The 14,581-nt window shown below is 60.5% G+C and carries 18 protein-coding genes; 15 read left to right on the top strand and 3 right to left on the bottom strand.

The genetic code is table 11. The annotated features are described in order from the left end of the window. The first annotated feature begins 148 nt into the window (after positions 1-148). The 9 genes from hisB (at position 149) to coaA (ending at position 5,783) form a co-directional block, all read left to right on the top strand. Complete coding sequence (gene hisB, locus RL_RS00240; RefSeq protein WP_003544176.1) at positions 149-757, top strand: imidazoleglycerol-phosphate dehydratase HisB; 609 nt, start codon at positions 149-151, stop codon at positions 755-757. A gap of 22 nt (positions 758-779) precedes the next feature. After that, positions 780-1,265, top strand: a complete 486-nt coding sequence (locus RL_RS00235; RefSeq protein ID WP_011649872.1) for a DUF2628 domain-containing protein — start codon at positions 780-782, stop codon at positions 1,263-1,265. A 2-nt stretch (positions 1,266-1,267) separates the two neighbouring features. Then, positions 1,268-1,918 carry an imidazole glycerol phosphate synthase subunit HisH gene (gene hisH, locus RL_RS00230; RefSeq protein ID WP_011649871.1) on the top strand — a complete coding sequence of 217 codons (651 nt, stop codon included), beginning with the start codon at positions 1,268-1,270 and terminating at the stop codon, positions 1,916-1,918. A 253-nt stretch (positions 1,919-2,171) separates the two neighbouring features. Continuing rightward, complete coding sequence (locus RL_RS00225) at positions 2,172-2,354, top strand: hypothetical protein (RefSeq protein WP_003544173.1); 183 nt, start codon at positions 2,172-2,174, stop codon at positions 2,352-2,354. Continuing rightward, positions 2,351-2,908, top strand: coding sequence for a hypothetical protein (locus tag RL_RS00220; protein ID WP_011649869.1), 558 nt, complete (start codon positions 2,351-2,353; stop codon positions 2,906-2,908). Before RL_RS00225 ends, RL_RS00220 begins: the two co-directional genes overlap by 4 nt. A 6-nt stretch (positions 2,909-2,914) precedes the next feature. Further along, entirely contained in the window at positions 2,915-3,661 is a 747-nt protein-coding gene (gene hisA / locus RL_RS00215; protein ID WP_011649868.1) for a 1-(5-phosphoribosyl)-5-[(5-phosphoribosylamino)methylideneamino]imidazole-4-carboxamide isomerase, read from the top strand. Beyond that, positions 3,662-4,450 carry an imidazole glycerol phosphate synthase subunit HisF gene (gene hisF, locus RL_RS00210; protein ID WP_011649867.1) on the top strand — a complete coding sequence of 263 codons (789 nt, stop codon included), beginning with the start codon at positions 3,662-3,664 and terminating at the stop codon, positions 4,448-4,450. It begins immediately after the preceding gene. A gap of 17 nt (positions 4,451-4,467) precedes the next feature. After that, complete coding sequence (locus RL_RS00205) at positions 4,468-4,791, top strand: phosphoribosyl-ATP diphosphatase (protein ID WP_011649866.1); 324 nt, start codon at positions 4,468-4,470, stop codon at positions 4,789-4,791. Beyond that, positions 4,788-5,783 (top strand): type I pantothenate kinase, encoded by a 996-nt coding sequence (gene coaA, locus RL_RS00200; protein ID WP_003544165.1) that lies wholly within the window; start codon positions 4,788-4,790, stop codon positions 5,781-5,783. The genes RL_RS00205 and coaA overlap by 4 nt, the downstream gene beginning before the upstream one ends. Positions 5,784-5,789: 6 nt before the next feature. On the opposite strand, the gene RL_RS00195 is transcribed toward coaA, so the two are convergent. The 3 genes from RL_RS00195 to RL_RS00185 all read right to left on the bottom strand — a co-directional run bounded on the left by RL_RS00195 (position 5,790) and on the right by RL_RS00185 (position 8,563). Further along, positions 5,790-6,401 carry an alpha-ketoglutarate-dependent dioxygenase AlkB family protein gene (locus RL_RS00195; RefSeq protein WP_011649865.1) on the bottom strand — a complete coding sequence of 204 codons (612 nt, stop codon included), beginning with the start codon at positions 6,399-6,401 and terminating at the stop codon, positions 5,790-5,792. 1 nt (position 6,402) lies between these two features. After that, positions 6,403-6,846, bottom strand: a complete 444-nt coding sequence (gene arfB, locus RL_RS00190) for an alternative ribosome rescue aminoacyl-tRNA hydrolase ArfB (protein ID WP_011649864.1) — start codon at positions 6,844-6,846, stop codon at positions 6,403-6,405. Between the two features lie 106 nt (positions 6,847-6,952). Further along, positions 6,953-8,563: a phosphoenolpyruvate carboxykinase gene (locus tag RL_RS00185; RefSeq protein ID WP_011649863.1), complete on the bottom strand. Its 1,611-nt coding sequence runs from the start codon at positions 8,561-8,563 to the stop codon at positions 6,953-6,955. A 337-nt stretch (positions 8,564-8,900) separates the two neighbouring features. Here RL_RS00185 and RL_RS00180 point away from each other — a divergent pair, with 337 nt between their 5' ends. From RL_RS00180 to ahcY, 6 genes are all read left to right on the top strand, one after another. Next, positions 8,901-9,635: a response regulator transcription factor gene (locus RL_RS00180; RefSeq protein WP_011649862.1), complete on the top strand. Its 735-nt coding sequence runs from the start codon at positions 8,901-8,903 to the stop codon at positions 9,633-9,635. A gap of 184 nt (positions 9,636-9,819) precedes the next feature. Beyond that, positions 9,820-11,610 (top strand): sensor histidine kinase, encoded by a 1,791-nt coding sequence (locus tag RL_RS00175; RefSeq protein WP_011649861.1) that lies wholly within the window; start codon positions 9,820-9,822, stop codon positions 11,608-11,610. After that, positions 11,607-12,059, top strand: a complete 453-nt coding sequence (locus RL_RS00170; RefSeq protein WP_011649860.1) for an HPr kinase/phosphorylase — start codon at positions 11,607-11,609, stop codon at positions 12,057-12,059. The genes RL_RS00175 and RL_RS00170 overlap by 4 nt, the downstream gene beginning before the upstream one ends. Before the next feature lie 150 nt (positions 12,060-12,209). Next, on the top strand, positions 12,210-12,611 hold the full coding sequence (locus tag RL_RS00165) for a PTS sugar transporter subunit IIA (RefSeq protein ID WP_003544139.1): 402 nt from the start codon (positions 12,210-12,212) through the stop codon (positions 12,609-12,611). Positions 12,612-12,620: 9 nt separating this feature from the next. Continuing rightward, on the top strand, positions 12,621-12,896 hold the full coding sequence (locus tag RL_RS00160; protein ID WP_003544133.1) for an HPr family phosphocarrier protein: 276 nt from the start codon (positions 12,621-12,623) through the stop codon (positions 12,894-12,896). A gap of 156 nt (positions 12,897-13,052) precedes the next feature. Next, on the top strand, positions 13,053-14,453 hold the full coding sequence (gene ahcY, locus RL_RS00155) for an adenosylhomocysteinase (protein ID WP_011649859.1): 1,401 nt from the start codon (positions 13,053-13,055) through the stop codon (positions 14,451-14,453). Positions 14,454-14,581 lie beyond the last annotated feature (128 nt).

Raw genomic sequence — 14,581 nt, 5'->3', positions numbered from 1 at the left:
TGTCTGCCGGGCCGCATGCCGGCCCTGTTGAGCCCTATGTAAGTGGACTGGCGCCGATTGCAAATGGGCCGGCTTTTCTCTTGCCCGGCTTCTGGATATTTCCCGATGCGCCTGATAAGGAACGGCCTTATTCCCGATGGAGGGCCATATGGCCGAGACCGCAGCGAGCCGCACGGGCAGCGTTTCCCGCAAGACCAACGAAACCTCGATTTCCGTTTCCGTCAATCTCGACGGCACCGGCAAATCGACGATCTCGACGGGCGTCGGCTTCTTCGACCACATGCTCGACCAGCTTTCGCGACATTCCCTCATCGACATGGAGATCGATGCCAAGGGCGACCTGCATATCGACGACCATCATACGGTCGAAGATACCGGCATCGCCATCGGCCAGGCGATCTCCAAGGCACTCGGCGACCGGCGCGGCATCACCCGCTACGCTTCGATCGATCTCGCCATGGACGAGACGATGACCAAGGCTGCGGTCGATCTTTCCGGCCGGCCGTTCCTCGTCTGGAATGTCGCCTTCAGCGCGCCGAAGATCGGCACTTTCGACACCGAGCTCGTTCGCGAATTCTTCCATGCGCTCGCCCAGAATGCAGGCATCACCTTGCATATTCTCAACCATTATGGCGCCAACAATCACCATATTGCCGAGACATGCTTCAAGGCCGTTGCCCGCGCGTTGCGCACGGCGACAGAGATCGATCCGAGACAGGCGGGCCGTGTTCCCTCGACCAAGGGCACGCTCGTCTGAGCCCTTCAAGGGAGCGGCGGCAATGACATCCAGCTATATCTTCCTGACACCGCCCGGCGGCACGAGCGCCACGGCCGATGAGACGCGAACCATCCGTGACGGCTTCACGCTGCTCGGCTTCCTGTTTCCATGGATTTGGCTGCTGGCGCATCGGCTTTGGCTGCATGCGGCCGCAGCCTTTCTGCTGCAGGGGATTGGTGGTGCGCTGATGGACGAACCGGGCCTCGGGCCGGCGGGAGCGGCAATCCTGCTGGGCGTGAATATGCTGGTCGGTCTCGAGGGCCAGAATTTCCGTGTCCGCAACCTTGCTGCGAAGGGCTGGAACGAAGATGCACTCATTGCAGCCGATACGATCGGCACTGCTGAGCAGGTCTATTTTTCGGACAGGGCGGCTATCGCAGCCAGTGACGACGCCGCGGCACCGGACTGGCAGAACAAGGCCCGTCCGAACGGCCAGCACGGCAATGCAACATCGCTTGGTCTCTTTGGTTTTGATGGAGGACGCTGACGATGCGCGTCGCGATTATCGACTATGGCTCCGGTAACCTGCGCTCGGCGACCAAGGCTTTCGAGCGTGCCGCCCACGAAGCTGGCATCGATGCGCATATCGATCTCACCGACAGGGCGGAGGATGTTGCCGCAGCCGATCGTATCGTGCTTCCCGGTGTCGGCGCCTATGCCGATTGCCGGCGCGGCCTCGATGCCGTGCCTGATATGGCCGAGGTGCTGATCGAGGCCGTCGAGAAGAAGGCGCGGCCGTTCCTCGGCATCTGCGTCGGCATGCAGCTCATGTCCTCGCGCGGCCTCGAGAAGACCGTGACGCACGGTTTCGGGTGGATTCCCGGTAACGTCGTCGAGATGACGCCGGATGATCCGGCACTCAAGATCCCGCAGATCGGCTGGAACACGCTCGACCTGAAGCGCCAACATCCGCTCTTCGAAGGAATTCCGACGGGGTCGCAGGGACTGCACGCCTATTTTGTGCATTCCTACCATCTTGCCGCCGAAAACACCGAGGATGTTATTGCGACGGCCGACTATGGCGGTCCGATGACCGCTTTCGTCGGGCGCGACAACATGGTCGGAGCGCAGTTTCACCCGGAAAAGAGCCAGAAGCTCGGCCTGGCCCTGATCGCCAATTTTCTGCGCTGGAACCCGTAGAGCCCGAACCGGTCAAGCATTGTTCACGCAATCCCGAAGCAAAACGCTACACGGTTTTGCTGGAATTTCTCCAAGGGCTGGCTTTTAATACAGCCGCCTTATTTCCCTAGTGCATGATGCCGAAAAGTGTGAGCGGTTTTCGGACGACATCATGCTCTGACTGTATAATGTAGAACAGGATTCAGATTTTAGGCCGAACCGGCCTAAAATCATCCTGTTCTAGTATGGAAACGGCGGAACAGGAGTGCGCTCGATGCCGGCTTCACGGAAATCAGGCAAGGTGTTCTACACGTTGCGGCCCTCCAGGGAAGGCTTGCCCCCCTTTTCTGATATCAAGCTTCCCGGCGGCACGGTCATCCGCCGTGTCGACGAAGCCATCCACAGGAAGGCGCTTTCCAATGCAGCCAAGGCGCTGAAAGAAAGGCTGGACCGATGATCCATGACTCTTTCCCCGCAAACGACGGTTCGAGCCGGCGGCAAAACGGGGTCAGCGCCGGCGACATCGCCGAGGCCGTGCTGGAATTCTATATCGAAGGTGAGGACGATCTGATCGGCCTGCTCGCCTACGCACTCTACGAGCGGCAAAAGCGCGATTTCGTTCTCAGCCATCGCAAGCGAAATGCCGGCCGTTCACCCGATGAGGCCGAGCTTGCCGCCGTCAACAGCAATTATCTCTCGACCGACCTGCGCAACACGCTGCGCGACCGCGCCTCGCAGATCCTTTCGAGTTATGCCGAAACCTATGTCGAGGCGATGGAACCGCAGATCCGGCTGACTGCCGTCAACAGCGATGCATTGCGCCAGGTACGAAGCATCGAGAAATCGATCAAGAGGCGCCTGGGCTTCTGGCGTCAGGTCCGGGCCGGTTTTGCCGTCACCCTGCTCCTCCTTCTGCTTTTCGGCGCGGCGGCCATTGCCGCTGTCTTTTTCCAATCGGATATCGTAGATGCGTGGAATGCGCTGATGGTACCGACCACTCTACGGATGTAAGACGACATGATCCTTTTTCCCGCGATCGACCTGAAAGGCGGCCAATGCGTCCGCCTGAAGCTCGGCGACATGCAGCAGGCGACGGTCTACAACACCGATCCGGCCGCCCAGGCGAGATCCTTCGAAGATCAGGGTTTCGAATGGCTGCATGTGGTCGATCTCGACGGCGCCTTCGCGGGACATTCGGCCAATGGCGATGCCGTCGAAGCGATCTTGAAGGCAACGGACAATCCCGTGCAGCTCGGCGGCGGCATTCGCACCCTCGATCATATCGAGGCCTGGCTGTCGCGCGGGCTGCGGCGCGTCATTCTCGGCACCGTCGCGGTCAGAAATCCTGATCTGGTCATCGAGGCCTGCCGGAAATTTCCTGATCATGTGGCCGTCGGCATCGATGCCAAGGGCGGCAAGGTGGCCGTCGAGGGTTGGGCAGAGGCCTCCGAACTCGGTATCATCGAGCTTGCCAGGAAATTCGAGGGCGCCGGCGTCGCTGCGATCATCTACACCGATATCGACCGTGACGGTATTCTGGCCGGCATCAACTGGAGTTCGACGCTGGAACTTGCCGACGCCGTTTCCATTCCCGTCATCGCCTCGGGCGGCCTTGCCTCTCTCGACGATATCCGCCGCATGCTGGAGCCCGATGCGCGGAAGCTGGAAGGGGCGATTTCAGGCCGTGCGCTTTATGACGGCCGTATCGATCCCAAGGAAGCGTTGGCGCTGATCAAGGCGGCCCGGGCCAAGGAGACCGCATAAATGACCCTCAAGGCCCGTGTCATTCCCTGCCTCGACGTCAAGGACGGCCGTGTCGTCAAGGGCGTCAACTTCCTCAATCTCGTCGATGCCGGCGATCCCGTCGAAGCCGCGAAGGCTTATGATGCGGCCGGCGCGGACGAACTCTGCTTCCTCGACATCACCGCTTCCTCGGACAATCGCGAGACAATCTTCGATGTCGTTTCGCGCACGGCCGACCAATGCTTCATGCCGCTGACGGTCGGCGGCGGGGTGCGCACCATCGCCGATATCCGCAAGCTGTTGCTGTGCGGTGCCGACAAGGTCTCGATCAATTCGGCAGCCGTCAGCAATCCCGACTTCGTCACCGAGGCAGCCGACAAGTTCGGCGACCAGTGCATCGTTGTTTCGATCGACGCCAAGCGCCGGCGCACGCAGGCGGTCGGCGGCGACAATCTCAGCGCCTGGGAAATCTATACCCATGGCGGCCGCAACGCGACCGGCATCGATGCCGTCGAATTCGCCCAGAAAATGGTGGCGCGCGGCGCCGGTGAGCTGCTGGTCACCTCGATGGACCGCGACGGCACAAAGGTCGGCTACGACCTGGAGCTGACGCGGGCGATCGCCGATGCGGTGCGTGTGCCGGTCATCGCGTCCGGCGGCGTCGGCGATCTCGACGATCTCGTCGCCGGGGTGAAGGAGGGTCATGCCAATGCGGTGCTTGCCGCGTCGATCTTCCACTTCGGCACCTATTCCGTCAGCGAGGCGAAGCACTATATGTCGAAGTGCGGCATCGACATGCGTCTCGACTGAACCTTGAAAGCGGACCTATGAGCGGATTTTCCCTTTCCGATCTCGAAAGCATCGTCGCAGAACGATCGAAAGCCCCTCCGGAGCAATCCTGGACAGCCAAGCTCGTGGCCGGCGGCCAGCCGAAAGCGGCGAAGAAGCTCGGCGAAGAAGCGATCGAAGCCGTGATGGCGGCGGTGACCGGCGACCGCGACAATCTGACCTATGAGGCGGCCGATGTGCTCTATCACCTTTTGGTCGTATTGAAGATTGCTGAAATACCGTTAGAGAATGTCATGGCCGAGCTCGAGCGCAGAACCGCGCAGTCCGGCCTCAAGGAAAAGGCCAGCCGGCAGAGTTCATGAGTATCGCGACTGAGATTATCGGAGTGCCGGAAACGTTGGATCACTTCCAGTCGGAATCCTATTCGCCCTACCACTTCTTCTCTTCCGAACAATGGGCAAAATTCCGCGCCGACACGCCGTTGACGCTGACGAGCGACGAGGTCAAACGGCTGCGTTCGATGGGCGATCCAATCGATCTCGACGAGGTCCGGCGCATCTATCTGTCGCTGTCCCGGCTGCTCTCGGCACATGTCGAATCCTCGCAGATGCTGTTTGAACAGCGCAACCGCTTCCTCAGCCTGTCCGATGTGACGAAGACGCCCTTCGTCATCGGCATCGCCGGCTCGGTGGCGGTGGGAAAATCGACCACCGCCCGTATCCTCAAGGAGCTCCTGGGGCGCTGGCCTTCCAGCCCGAAGGTCGATCTCGTCACCACCGACGGCTTCCTGCATCCGAACGCCGTGCTGCAGCGGGAAAAGCTGATGCAGCGAAAAGGCTTTCCGGAAAGCTACGACACGGGTGCGATCCTGCGCTTCCTCTCGGCGATCAAGGCCGGACGGCCGGATGTGAAGGCGCCCAGCTATTCGCACCTCGTCTACGACGTGCTGCCTGACGAATACAAGATCGTCGACCGGCCCGACATCCTGATCTTCGAGGGCATCAACGTGCTGCAATCGCGCGACCTGCCGGCCGGCGGCAAGATCGTGCCGATGGTCTCCGACTTCTTCGACTTCTCGATCTATATCGATGCCGCCGAAGACGAGATCCACAACTGGTACGTCACGCGCTTCATGCGGCTGCGCGAGACCGCCTTCCGCGATCCGAATTCCTATTTCCATCGCTATGCCTCGATCAGCGACGCGGAAGCGCTGGAAATCGCCGAGGATCTTTGGGCAAACATCAACCTGAAGAACCTGCGGCAGAACATTCTGCCGACGCGTCCACGCGCCGATCTCATCCTCAAAAAGGGCAAGGATCATCTGATCGAGCAGGTCGCGCTGCGAAAACTATAGCAAGCTCTAGGGATTGACGCGGCGGAGCGTCAGATTGATGCGGCCGCCATTCTTCAGCAGCGTCGACGTCGCCGGATGGATACGGTCGACGCCGTGGAAACATAGCCTCCCCTCACCGCCCAGCACCACCAGATCACCGCTCGAAAGCTTGAAAGATAGCGTGCGATCATTGCGGCTGAGGCCGCCGACGCGAAAGAGGCAGCTGTTGCCGAGCGAGATCGAGACGACCGGGGCTTTGAGATCCTGTTCGTCCTTGTCCTGATGCAAGCCCATGCGCGCTTCGTCGGAGTAAAAATTGACGAGGCAGGCTTCCGGCGGCTTGTCGTAACCCGAAACGTCATTCCAGATATCGAGCAATTGCTGCGGCATATCGGGCCAGGGTCTGCCGGTTGCCGGGTGTGTCGGCTGGTAGCGATAGCCGCGCTCTTTGTCCGTCACCCAGCCGAGCGGCCCGCAATTGGTCATGCGCACGGACATCGGCTTGCCGGTGCCGGGCATGGCGGGCACATAAAGCGGCGCTTCGGCGACGACGGTGCGGATCACCTCGACCAATGCCTCCTGACGCGCTCGGTCGAGGTAACCGGGGAGATGGCGGATGCCGCTCAAGAGCTCCGGCATGTCACTCACCACTGCCGCCGCCGGGACGGCCGCGCATTTTCTTGACTTCCGAGCGACCGGATTTTTCCTTCAGGCGGCGTTCGACCGAACCCTTGGTCGGCCTAGTCTTCTTGCGCGGCGGCGGCGGCGGCTTGGCGGCCTCGAGGATCAGTTCCTTCAGCCGGTCACGCGCATCCTCGCGGTTGCGGTCCTGGCTGCGAAACCGGCTGGCCTCGATCATCAGCACGCCATCCTTCGACAAACGCCGGCCAGCGAGCTTGATCGCATTGGTTTTGACACGATCATTGAGAGACGGCGAATTCGCGATGTTGAAGAACAGCTGGACAGCGGTCGAGACCTTGTTGACATTCTGCCCGCCGGGACCGCCCGCCAGAACGAACTGTTCCGTCAGCTCCCATCCCGCGATGGTGATCCTGTCATCGATATAGAGCGCGTCGCTAGCCATGCGGCGTTCTATCTCACATCGGCAGCGAATTGAAAATATCGGCCGTCAACAAGGAAAACCCGGCAATCCTGCGATGCCGGGTTTCACGTGAGTCAGAAATCTCGTCTTATTCTGCAGCGACTTTCACGCCGGGGGCGGCATCGCGGACGCCGCCGTCGACATGATTTTCGAACTTGGCGAAGTTCGCGATGAACATCGAGACCAGCTTTTCGGCCTGCGCGTCATAGGCTGCCTTGTCGGCCCAGGTCGAGCGCGGATCGAGAATGCTGCCATCGACACCGTGGACGGAGACCGGCACGGCGAAGCCGAAGTTCGTATCAGCACGGAATTCCACCTGTCCAAGTTCGCCGCTCAGGGCGGCAGCGAGAAGCGCACGCGTCGCCTTGATCGGCATGCGCTTGCCGGTGCCGTAGGCGCCGCCGGTCCAGCCGGTATTGACAAGCCAGCATTGGACGCCATGACGACCAATCAGTTCCTTGAGCAGATTGCCATATTCGGCCGGATGCCGCGGCATGAAGGGCGCGCCGAAGCAGGTGGAGAAGGTCGCTTCCGGTTCGACGACACCCTTTTCGGTGCCTGCCACCTTGGCGGTGTAGCCGGAGAGGAAGTGATACATCGCCTGATCAGGCGTCAATCGCGCGATTGGCGGCATGACGCCAAAGGCATCGGCGGTCAGCATGATGATCGTCTTCGGATGCCCGGCGCGGCCCGTCTTCGAAGCGTTCGGGATGAAGTCCATCGGATAGGCGCAACGGGTGTTTTCAGTCAGCGACCCGTCGTTGAAATCCGGCTCGCGGCTTTCGTTCAGCACAACGTTTTCCAGCACGGTACCGAAACGCTGCGTTGTCGCATAGATTTCCGGCTCGGCTTCGGCCGAGAGGCGGATCGTCTTGGCATAGCAGCCGCCTTCGAAGTTGAAGATGCCGTTCTCGCTCCAGCCGTGTTCGTCATCGCCGATCAGCGTCCGGGCCGGATCGGCCGAAAGCGTCGTCTTGCCCGTGCCGGAAAGGCCAAAGAAGACCGCCGCGTCCCCGTCCGGGCCGACATTGGCCGAGCAATGCATCGGCATCACGCCCTTGGCCGGCAGCAGGTAGTTGAGCACGGTGAAAACCGATTTCTTCATTTCGCCGGCATAGGAGGTGCCGCCGATGAGGACGAGACCGTTGGTGAGATCGCAGGCGATCACCGTTTCCGAACGGCAGCCGTGGCGGGCCGGATCGGCCTTGAAGCTCGGCAGATCGATGATCGTCAGCTTCGGCACGAAGCTGGACAGCGCTGCAGTGTCGGGGCGGATCAGCAGATTGCGGATGAACAGCGAATGCCAGGCGAATTCGGTCACGACGCGGGTCGGCAGGGCATGGCCTTCCTCGGCGCCGCCGACGAGATCCTGGACGAAAAGCTCCTTGCCCGCGGCATGCGCCAGCATATCGTCGCGCAGCACGGCGAAATGCTCCGGCGAGATCGGCTTGTTGTTGTCCCACCAGATTTCGCCATCGGTATTGATATCGCGAACGACGAACTTGTCGCGCGGCGAACGGCCGGTGTGCTGGCCGGTGATAGCCCGCAATGCGCCTTGAGCGGTCAGTTCGGCTTCGCCCCGGCGGATCGCTTCTTCATAGAGCGCGGCGGCGGAAAAGTTGTAGCGAACGCTGGCTGCGCCGCCCAATCCCACCGTTGCCAGCTCTATTGCCGGGTTATGAACTCCGAACATTTCCATGGCTAGTTCCCTTCGCTCAGGCTCGCTGCCGTTAAAACTGATTGCGAAAATACGGGCAGAAATTTTAAAACACAAGATGAAGAACTTGGAAAAATGCAGTGATATCAAATAATTAATCGATTTAAATTTATCGCCGCAATTTTAAATCGTTTGAATAGGTCGCGTTCAAACACTTTGACGTGCTACTTAAGATTGCTCGCAAATTTTACGGCAATCTTCCCCTTTATCTTTGCCACAATTTGTTCCACCTTTATCCTCCATAAGCGCATCCGGTCACTGAGACCGCCTGGGGAGAGCAAATCCGGGAGATTGCGCACTGATGACGGAGACCAACACCATGCCGACAATCGCGCTCGTTGATGACGACCGCAACATCCTCACCTCGGTGTCAATCGCACTGGAGGCCGAAGGATATAAGGTCGAGACGTATACGGATGGTGCTTCGGCGCTCGACGGCCTGCTGGCGCGACCGCCCCAGCTGGCGATCTTCGACATCAAGATGCCGCGCATGGACGGCATGGAACTGCTGCGCCGCCTGCGGCAGAAGTCGGATATTCCCGTCATCTTCCTTACCTCCAAGGATGAGGAGATCGATGAACTCTTCGGCCTGAAGATGGGCGCCGACGATTTCATCACCAAACCGTTTTCGCAGCGTCTGCTGGTGGAGCGCGTGCGCGCCGTCCTGCGCCGCGCGTCAAGCCGCGAAGCCGCCGCCGCCGGCACCAGCCCCACCGGCGCGCCGAAGAACGGCGCGGTGCAGCAGGCCCGCTCGCTGGAGCGCGGACAGCTGGTCATGGACCAGGAACGCCATACCTGCACCTGGAAAGGCGAGGCCGTGACGCTGACGGTGACCGAATTCCTGATCCTGCATTCGCTGGCGCAGCGCCCCGGCGTCGTCAAAAGCCGCGACGCGCTGATGGACGCAGCCTATGACGAACAGGTCTATGTCGACGACCGGACCATCGACAGCCACATCAAGCGGCTGCGCAAGAAATTCAAGATGGTCGACACCGACTTTGATATGATTGAAACACTCTACGGAGTGGGATACCGCTTCCGCGAAGCAGCCTGAGCCCCGAGCGGCGCAGCGCGCTCCTGCATAATTCCTAAATCGGCATCGATTTAAGGATTAAATTATGCAGCAGTTCAAAATGTCGCAGCGTCCTTTGCGCGTCTGAAAAAACGCGCGGCGCTGTCGGAAATGTTGAGGGCTGCGGGCCGGTCCATCCGGCCCCGCCCTCCGAAAGGGCCTGTCATTGGCACAGTTGGTGCAGGAAAGGGATCTGGACGATGCGGAGGGCGTGAGCACCCGTCGCGTCCGAGGCCGCCGTTGGTCGCATCCCTTTACCCTGATCCGCCGCATCTTCGGCAATGCCGTCTTTTCGAGCCTGACGCGGCGCATCCTGTTCTTCAATCTCGTCGCGCTGGTGGTGCTCGTCGGCGGCATTCTCTACCTTAACCAGTTCCGCGAGGGATTGATCGATGCTCGCGCCGAAAGCCTGTTGACGCAGGGCGAAATCATCGCCGGCGCCGTTTCGGCCTCCGCGTCGGTCGATACGAACTCGATCACCATCGATCCGCAGAAGCTGCTCGAGCTGCAGGCCGGCCAGAGCATCACCCCGGTGCCGAACGACGAGGACCTTGAATTCCCGATCGATCCCGAAAAGGTCGCGCCGGTCCTGCGCCGGCTGATCTCTCCGACGCGCACGCGCGCCCGCATCTTCGATGCCGATGCCAACCTGCTGCTCGATTCGCGCCATCTCTATTCGCGCGGCCAGGTGCTGCGCTTCGACCTGCCGCCGGTGGAGGAAGAGAAACAGACCTGGAGCGAGTGGTTCGCCACCCTGTTCAACAAGGCGTTGCAGCCCGGCAATCTGCCGCTCTATAAGGAAGCGCCGGGCGGCGACGGCTCGATCTATCCCGAAGTAATGAACGCGCTCACCGGCGTGCGCGGCGCAGTCGTGCGCACCACCGAAAAAGGTGAACTCATCGTTTCCGTCGCCGTGCCGATCCAGCGCTTCCGCGCCGTGCTCGGCGTGCTGTTGTTGTCGACGCAAGCGGGCGACATCGACAATATCGTCCATGCCGAGCGGCTTGCCATCATGCGCGTCTTCGGCGTGGCGACACTCGTCAACGTGCTGCTTTCGCTGGTACTGTCGTCGACCATCGCCAATCCGCTGCGCCGCCTTTCGGCGGCGGCCATCCGCGTCCGTCGCGGCGCCAAGACGCGTGAGGAAATTCCCGACTTCTCTGCCCGCCAGGATGAAATCGGCAACCTTTCGATCGCATTGCGCGAGATGACGACGGCGCTCTACGACCGCATCGATGCGATCGAGAGTTTCGCAGCCGATGTCAGCCACGAGCTCAAGAACCCGCTGACCTCACTGCGCAGCGCCGTCGAAACGCTGCCCCTTGCCCGATCCGACGATTCCAAGAAGCGGCTGATGGACGTCATCCAGCACGATGTCCGCCGCCTCGACCGGCTGATCAGCGATATCTCCGACGCCTCCCGTCTCGACGCCGAACTCGCACGCGTCGATGCCGGCTCCGTCGACATGGAGGTGCTGCTGCGCGACCTCATCGAGGTTTCGCGCCAGGTCAGGAGCACCAAGAAGCAAGTGGAAATCGAATATGCGATCGAACGCAAGCCGAACGTCAAGACGCGCTTCGTCGTCAACGGCCACGATCTACGCATCGGCCAGATCATCGCCAACCTGATCGAGAATGCCCGCTCTTTCGTGCCGGAAAAGGGCGGCAAGATTACCGTGCGGCTGGTGCGGACACGCTCGCGCTGCGTCACCACGATCGAAGACAACGGCCCCGGCATCCAGGCGGAAAATATCGACCGCATCTTCGAACGCTTCTATACGGACCGGCCGGAGGCGGAAGGCTTCGGCCAGAATTCGGGGCTCGGCCTGTCGATCAGCCGGCAGATCGCCGAAGCGCATGGCGGTTCGCTGAGAGCCGAAAACATCACCGATGCCGAGAGCGGGCATATACTCGGCGCGCGCTTCATCCTCTCTTTACCGATCGGCGCCGCAGCATGACCGAGGCAGGTTTCAACGTCCATGCGACGGCGATCGTCGTCGGCAAGACGGGGCTGTTGTTCAGCGGCCCCTCCGGCTGGGGCAAATCGATGCTGGCCTTCACCTGCATGACCGAGGCGCGCCGCCTCGGACTGTTCACGGCGCTGGTCGCCGACGACCAGGTTCTTCTCTCAGCGGAGGCCGGCGCGGTGATCGCCACGTGCCCGCCGTCGATCACCGGGCTGATCGAGCTTCGCGGCACCGGCATCGTTCATCAGGACCATATCCCCAAGGCGACCATGCATTATGCAGTGCTTCCAGGCAGCGCTACCGGTGAAAACCGGATACCTCCCGAGGGCGAAATGGTGAGCCTTGCCGCCGATTTTTCGCTTCCAGCATTGCGGTTGCTCACAGGCGTCTGCTCACCCCTTGCGATCCTGATGGCAAAAGTGCCGGATATCGGGCGCTGAGGCCTTCCGGATTGGTCAATCTGCCTTATATATTCGCATTTTTATCTTGCACTTCGGCTTTTCATAGCCAAGATGTGCCCCCACCGGTGGACGTAATTGCTGCATTGCGATATTGGGTCCACCGTTTGCGTCTATGGGAGCAGTAATATCATGATCGGACTTGTGCTTGTCACGCATGGCAAGCTGGCTGAAGAGTTTCGTCATGCTGTCGAGCACGTCGTCGGTCCTCAGAAATTCATCGAGACGGTCTGTATCGGCCCCGAAGACGACATGGACCAGAGACGACAGGACATTCTGGAAGCGGTTTCCGGTGCCGATGATGGCCATGGCGTCGTCATCCTGACCGACATGTTCGGCGGCACGCCGTCCAATCTCGCCATATCAGTCATGAGCAGCGGCCATACCGAAGTCATTGCCGGCGTTAACCTGCCGATGTTGATCAAACTTGCCGGGGTGCGCGGCGAGAACAACATGGAGAAGGCGCTGGTGGAGGCCTCCGAAGCCGGGCGGAAATATATCAATGTCGCGAGCCGTGTGCTCAGCGGAAAATAACGGGCCTTCATGACATCGCTCTCCCGGGAACTCCTCATTATCAACAAGCGCGGTCTTCACGCGCGCGCTTCCGCCAAATTCGTGCAGATGGTCGAGACCTTCGATGCCGCCATCACCGTTTCCAAGGATGGAATGACGGTCGGCGGAACCTCCATCATGGGCTTGATGATGCTTGCGGCAAGCCCCGGCTCGAGCGTCGTCGTCTCGGCGAGCGGCAGCCAGGCCGAGGAAGCGCTGGAGGCCCTGGACCAGCTGATCCAGAATAGGTTTGGCGAAGAGATGTGAGCTCCGATCGAGCTCATATAAACATATAAAGACTTCTTTATATCCTTATTGCCATCACCGGCGAAGCCTGCTAAACGGCGGACATGCCGTGCGCTTGCACGCGGGTCATCTTCGCGCCTGCGCCAATTTTGAGACGTTTTCAGCCTGGAGGCCTCTATGAGCACTGAAAAAGATTATGTCGTCGCCGATATCGGTCTTGCGGATTTCGGCCGCAAGGAAATTACGATCGCCGAAACCGAAATGCCGGGGCTGATGTCCTGCCGCACCGAATTCGGCCAGACAAAGCCGTTGAAGGGCGCGCGCATCACCGGCTCGCTGCACATGACCATCCAGACGGCCGTGCTCATCGAAACGCTGGTCGCGCTCGGTGCCGAAGTCCGCTGGGCCTCGTGCAACATCTTCTCGACGCAGGATCATGCCGCTGCCGCGATCGCCGCTTCCGGTGTGCCTGTCTTCGCCATCAAGGGCGAGTCGCTCGAGGATTACTGGGTCTACACCGACAAGATCTTCCAGTGGGCCGATGGCGGCCTTTCCAACATGATCCTCGATGACGGCGGCGACGCCACCATGTACATCCTGCTCGGCGCCCGCGCGGAAGCCGGCGAGGACGTGCTGTCTCACCCGCATTCCGAAGAAGAGGAAATCCTCTTCGCACAGATCAAGAAGCGCCTTGCCGCTTCGCCTGGCTGGTTCACTAAGCAGCGCGACGCGATCAAGGGCGTCACCGAGGAAACGACGACCGGCGTCAACCGCCTTTACCAGCTCAGCCAGAAGGGCCTGCTGCCCTTCCCGGCGATCAACGTCAACGACTCGGTCACCAAGTCGAAGTTCGACAACAAGTATGGCTGCAAGGAATCGCTGGTCGACGGCATCCGCCGCGGCACCGACGTCATGATGGCCGGCAAGGTTGCCGTCGTCTGCGGATACGGCGACGTCGGCAAGGGTTCTGCCGCTTCGCTCTCCGGCGCCGGCGCCCGCGTCAAGGTGACCGAAGCCGATCCGATCTGCGCATTGCAGGCTGCGATGGACGGTTACGAAGTCGTTCTGCTCGAGGACGTCGTTTCCTCGGCCGATATCTTCATCACCACCACCGGCAACAAGGACGTCATCCGCATCGACCATATGCGGGCGATGAAGGATATGGCGATCGTCGGCAATATCGGTCACTTCGACAACGAAATCGAAGTCGCTGCATTGCGCAATCTCAAGTGGACCAACGTCAAGCCGCAGGTCGACCTGATCGAATTCCCCAAGGGCAACCGCATCATCCTTCTTTCCGAAGGCCGTCTGCTCAACCTCGGCAACGCCACCGGCCATCCGTCCTTCGTGATGTCGGCTTCGTTCACCAACCAGACGCTGGCGCAGATCGAGCTTTTCACCAAGCCCGACCAGTATTCCAACCAGGTCTATATCCTGCCGAAGCACCTCGATGAAAAGGTCGCACGCCTGCATCTCGACAAGCTCGGCGTGAAGCTGACTGAGCTTTCTGAGGAACAGGCTGCCTATATCGGCGTCTCGCCGAAGGGCCCGTTCAAGTCCGACCACTACAGATATTGATCTGATCGTTAATATCCACAAGATGTAGAAGCCGCAGCATTGACAAATGCCGCGGCTTATTTTTTGGACGCTCCCTTCCCGCAGATTCCCTTCCGAAGTATTGTTTTAAGACTTGATTCGTGGCGCCG

The sequence above is a fragment of the Rhizobium johnstonii 3841 genome, assembly GCF_000009265.1.
Lineage (GTDB): Bacteria > Pseudomonadota > Alphaproteobacteria > Rhizobiales > Rhizobiaceae > Rhizobium > Rhizobium acaciae.
Note: the sequence above shows the minus strand (reverse complement) of the source record. Positions and strands in the feature narration are given on the sequence as shown.

Coding starts and splice junctions, on each gene's coding strand:
- RL_RS00225 (WP_003544173.1), top strand. CDS start 2,172: ATGCCGGCTTCACGGAAATCAGGCAAGGTGTTCTACACGTTGCGGCCC.
- hisH (WP_011649871.1), top strand. CDS start 1,268: ATGCGCGTCGCGATTATCGACTATGGCTCCGGTAACCTGCGCTCGGCG.
- RL_RS00185 (WP_011649863.1), bottom strand. CDS start 8,563: ATGGAAATGTTCGGAGTTCATAACCCGGCAATAGAGCTGGCAACGGTG.
- RL_RS00235 (WP_011649872.1), top strand. CDS start 780: ATGACATCCAGCTATATCTTCCTGACACCGCCCGGCGGCACGAGCGCC.
- RL_RS00170 (WP_011649860.1), top strand. CDS start 11,607: ATGACCGAGGCAGGTTTCAACGTCCATGCGACGGCGATCGTCGTCGGC.
- RL_RS00180 (WP_011649862.1), top strand. CDS start 8,901: ATGCCGACAATCGCGCTCGTTGATGACGACCGCAACATCCTCACCTCG.
- hisF (WP_011649867.1), top strand. CDS start 3,662: ATGACCCTCAAGGCCCGTGTCATTCCCTGCCTCGACGTCAAGGACGGC.
- hisA (WP_011649868.1), top strand. CDS start 2,915: ATGATCCTTTTTCCCGCGATCGACCTGAAAGGCGGCCAATGCGTCCGC.
- RL_RS00165 (WP_003544139.1), top strand. CDS start 12,210: ATGATCGGACTTGTGCTTGTCACGCATGGCAAGCTGGCTGAAGAGTTT.
- arfB (WP_011649864.1), bottom strand. CDS start 6,846: ATGGCTAGCGACGCGCTCTATATCGATGACAGGATCACCATCGCGGGA.
- hisB (WP_003544176.1), top strand. CDS start 149: ATGGCCGAGACCGCAGCGAGCCGCACGGGCAGCGTTTCCCGCAAGACC.
- ahcY (WP_011649859.1), top strand. CDS start 13,053: ATGAGCACTGAAAAAGATTATGTCGTCGCCGATATCGGTCTTGCGGAT.
- RL_RS00220 (WP_011649869.1), top strand. CDS start 2,351: ATGATCCATGACTCTTTCCCCGCAAACGACGGTTCGAGCCGGCGGCAA.
- RL_RS00160 (WP_003544133.1), top strand. CDS start 12,621: ATGACATCGCTCTCCCGGGAACTCCTCATTATCAACAAGCGCGGTCTT.
- RL_RS00195 (WP_011649865.1), bottom strand. CDS start 6,401: ATGCCGGAGCTCTTGAGCGGCATCCGCCATCTCCCCGGTTACCTCGAC.
- coaA (WP_003544165.1), top strand. CDS start 4,788: ATGAGTATCGCGACTGAGATTATCGGAGTGCCGGAAACGTTGGATCAC.
- RL_RS00205 (WP_011649866.1), top strand. CDS start 4,468: ATGAGCGGATTTTCCCTTTCCGATCTCGAAAGCATCGTCGCAGAACGA.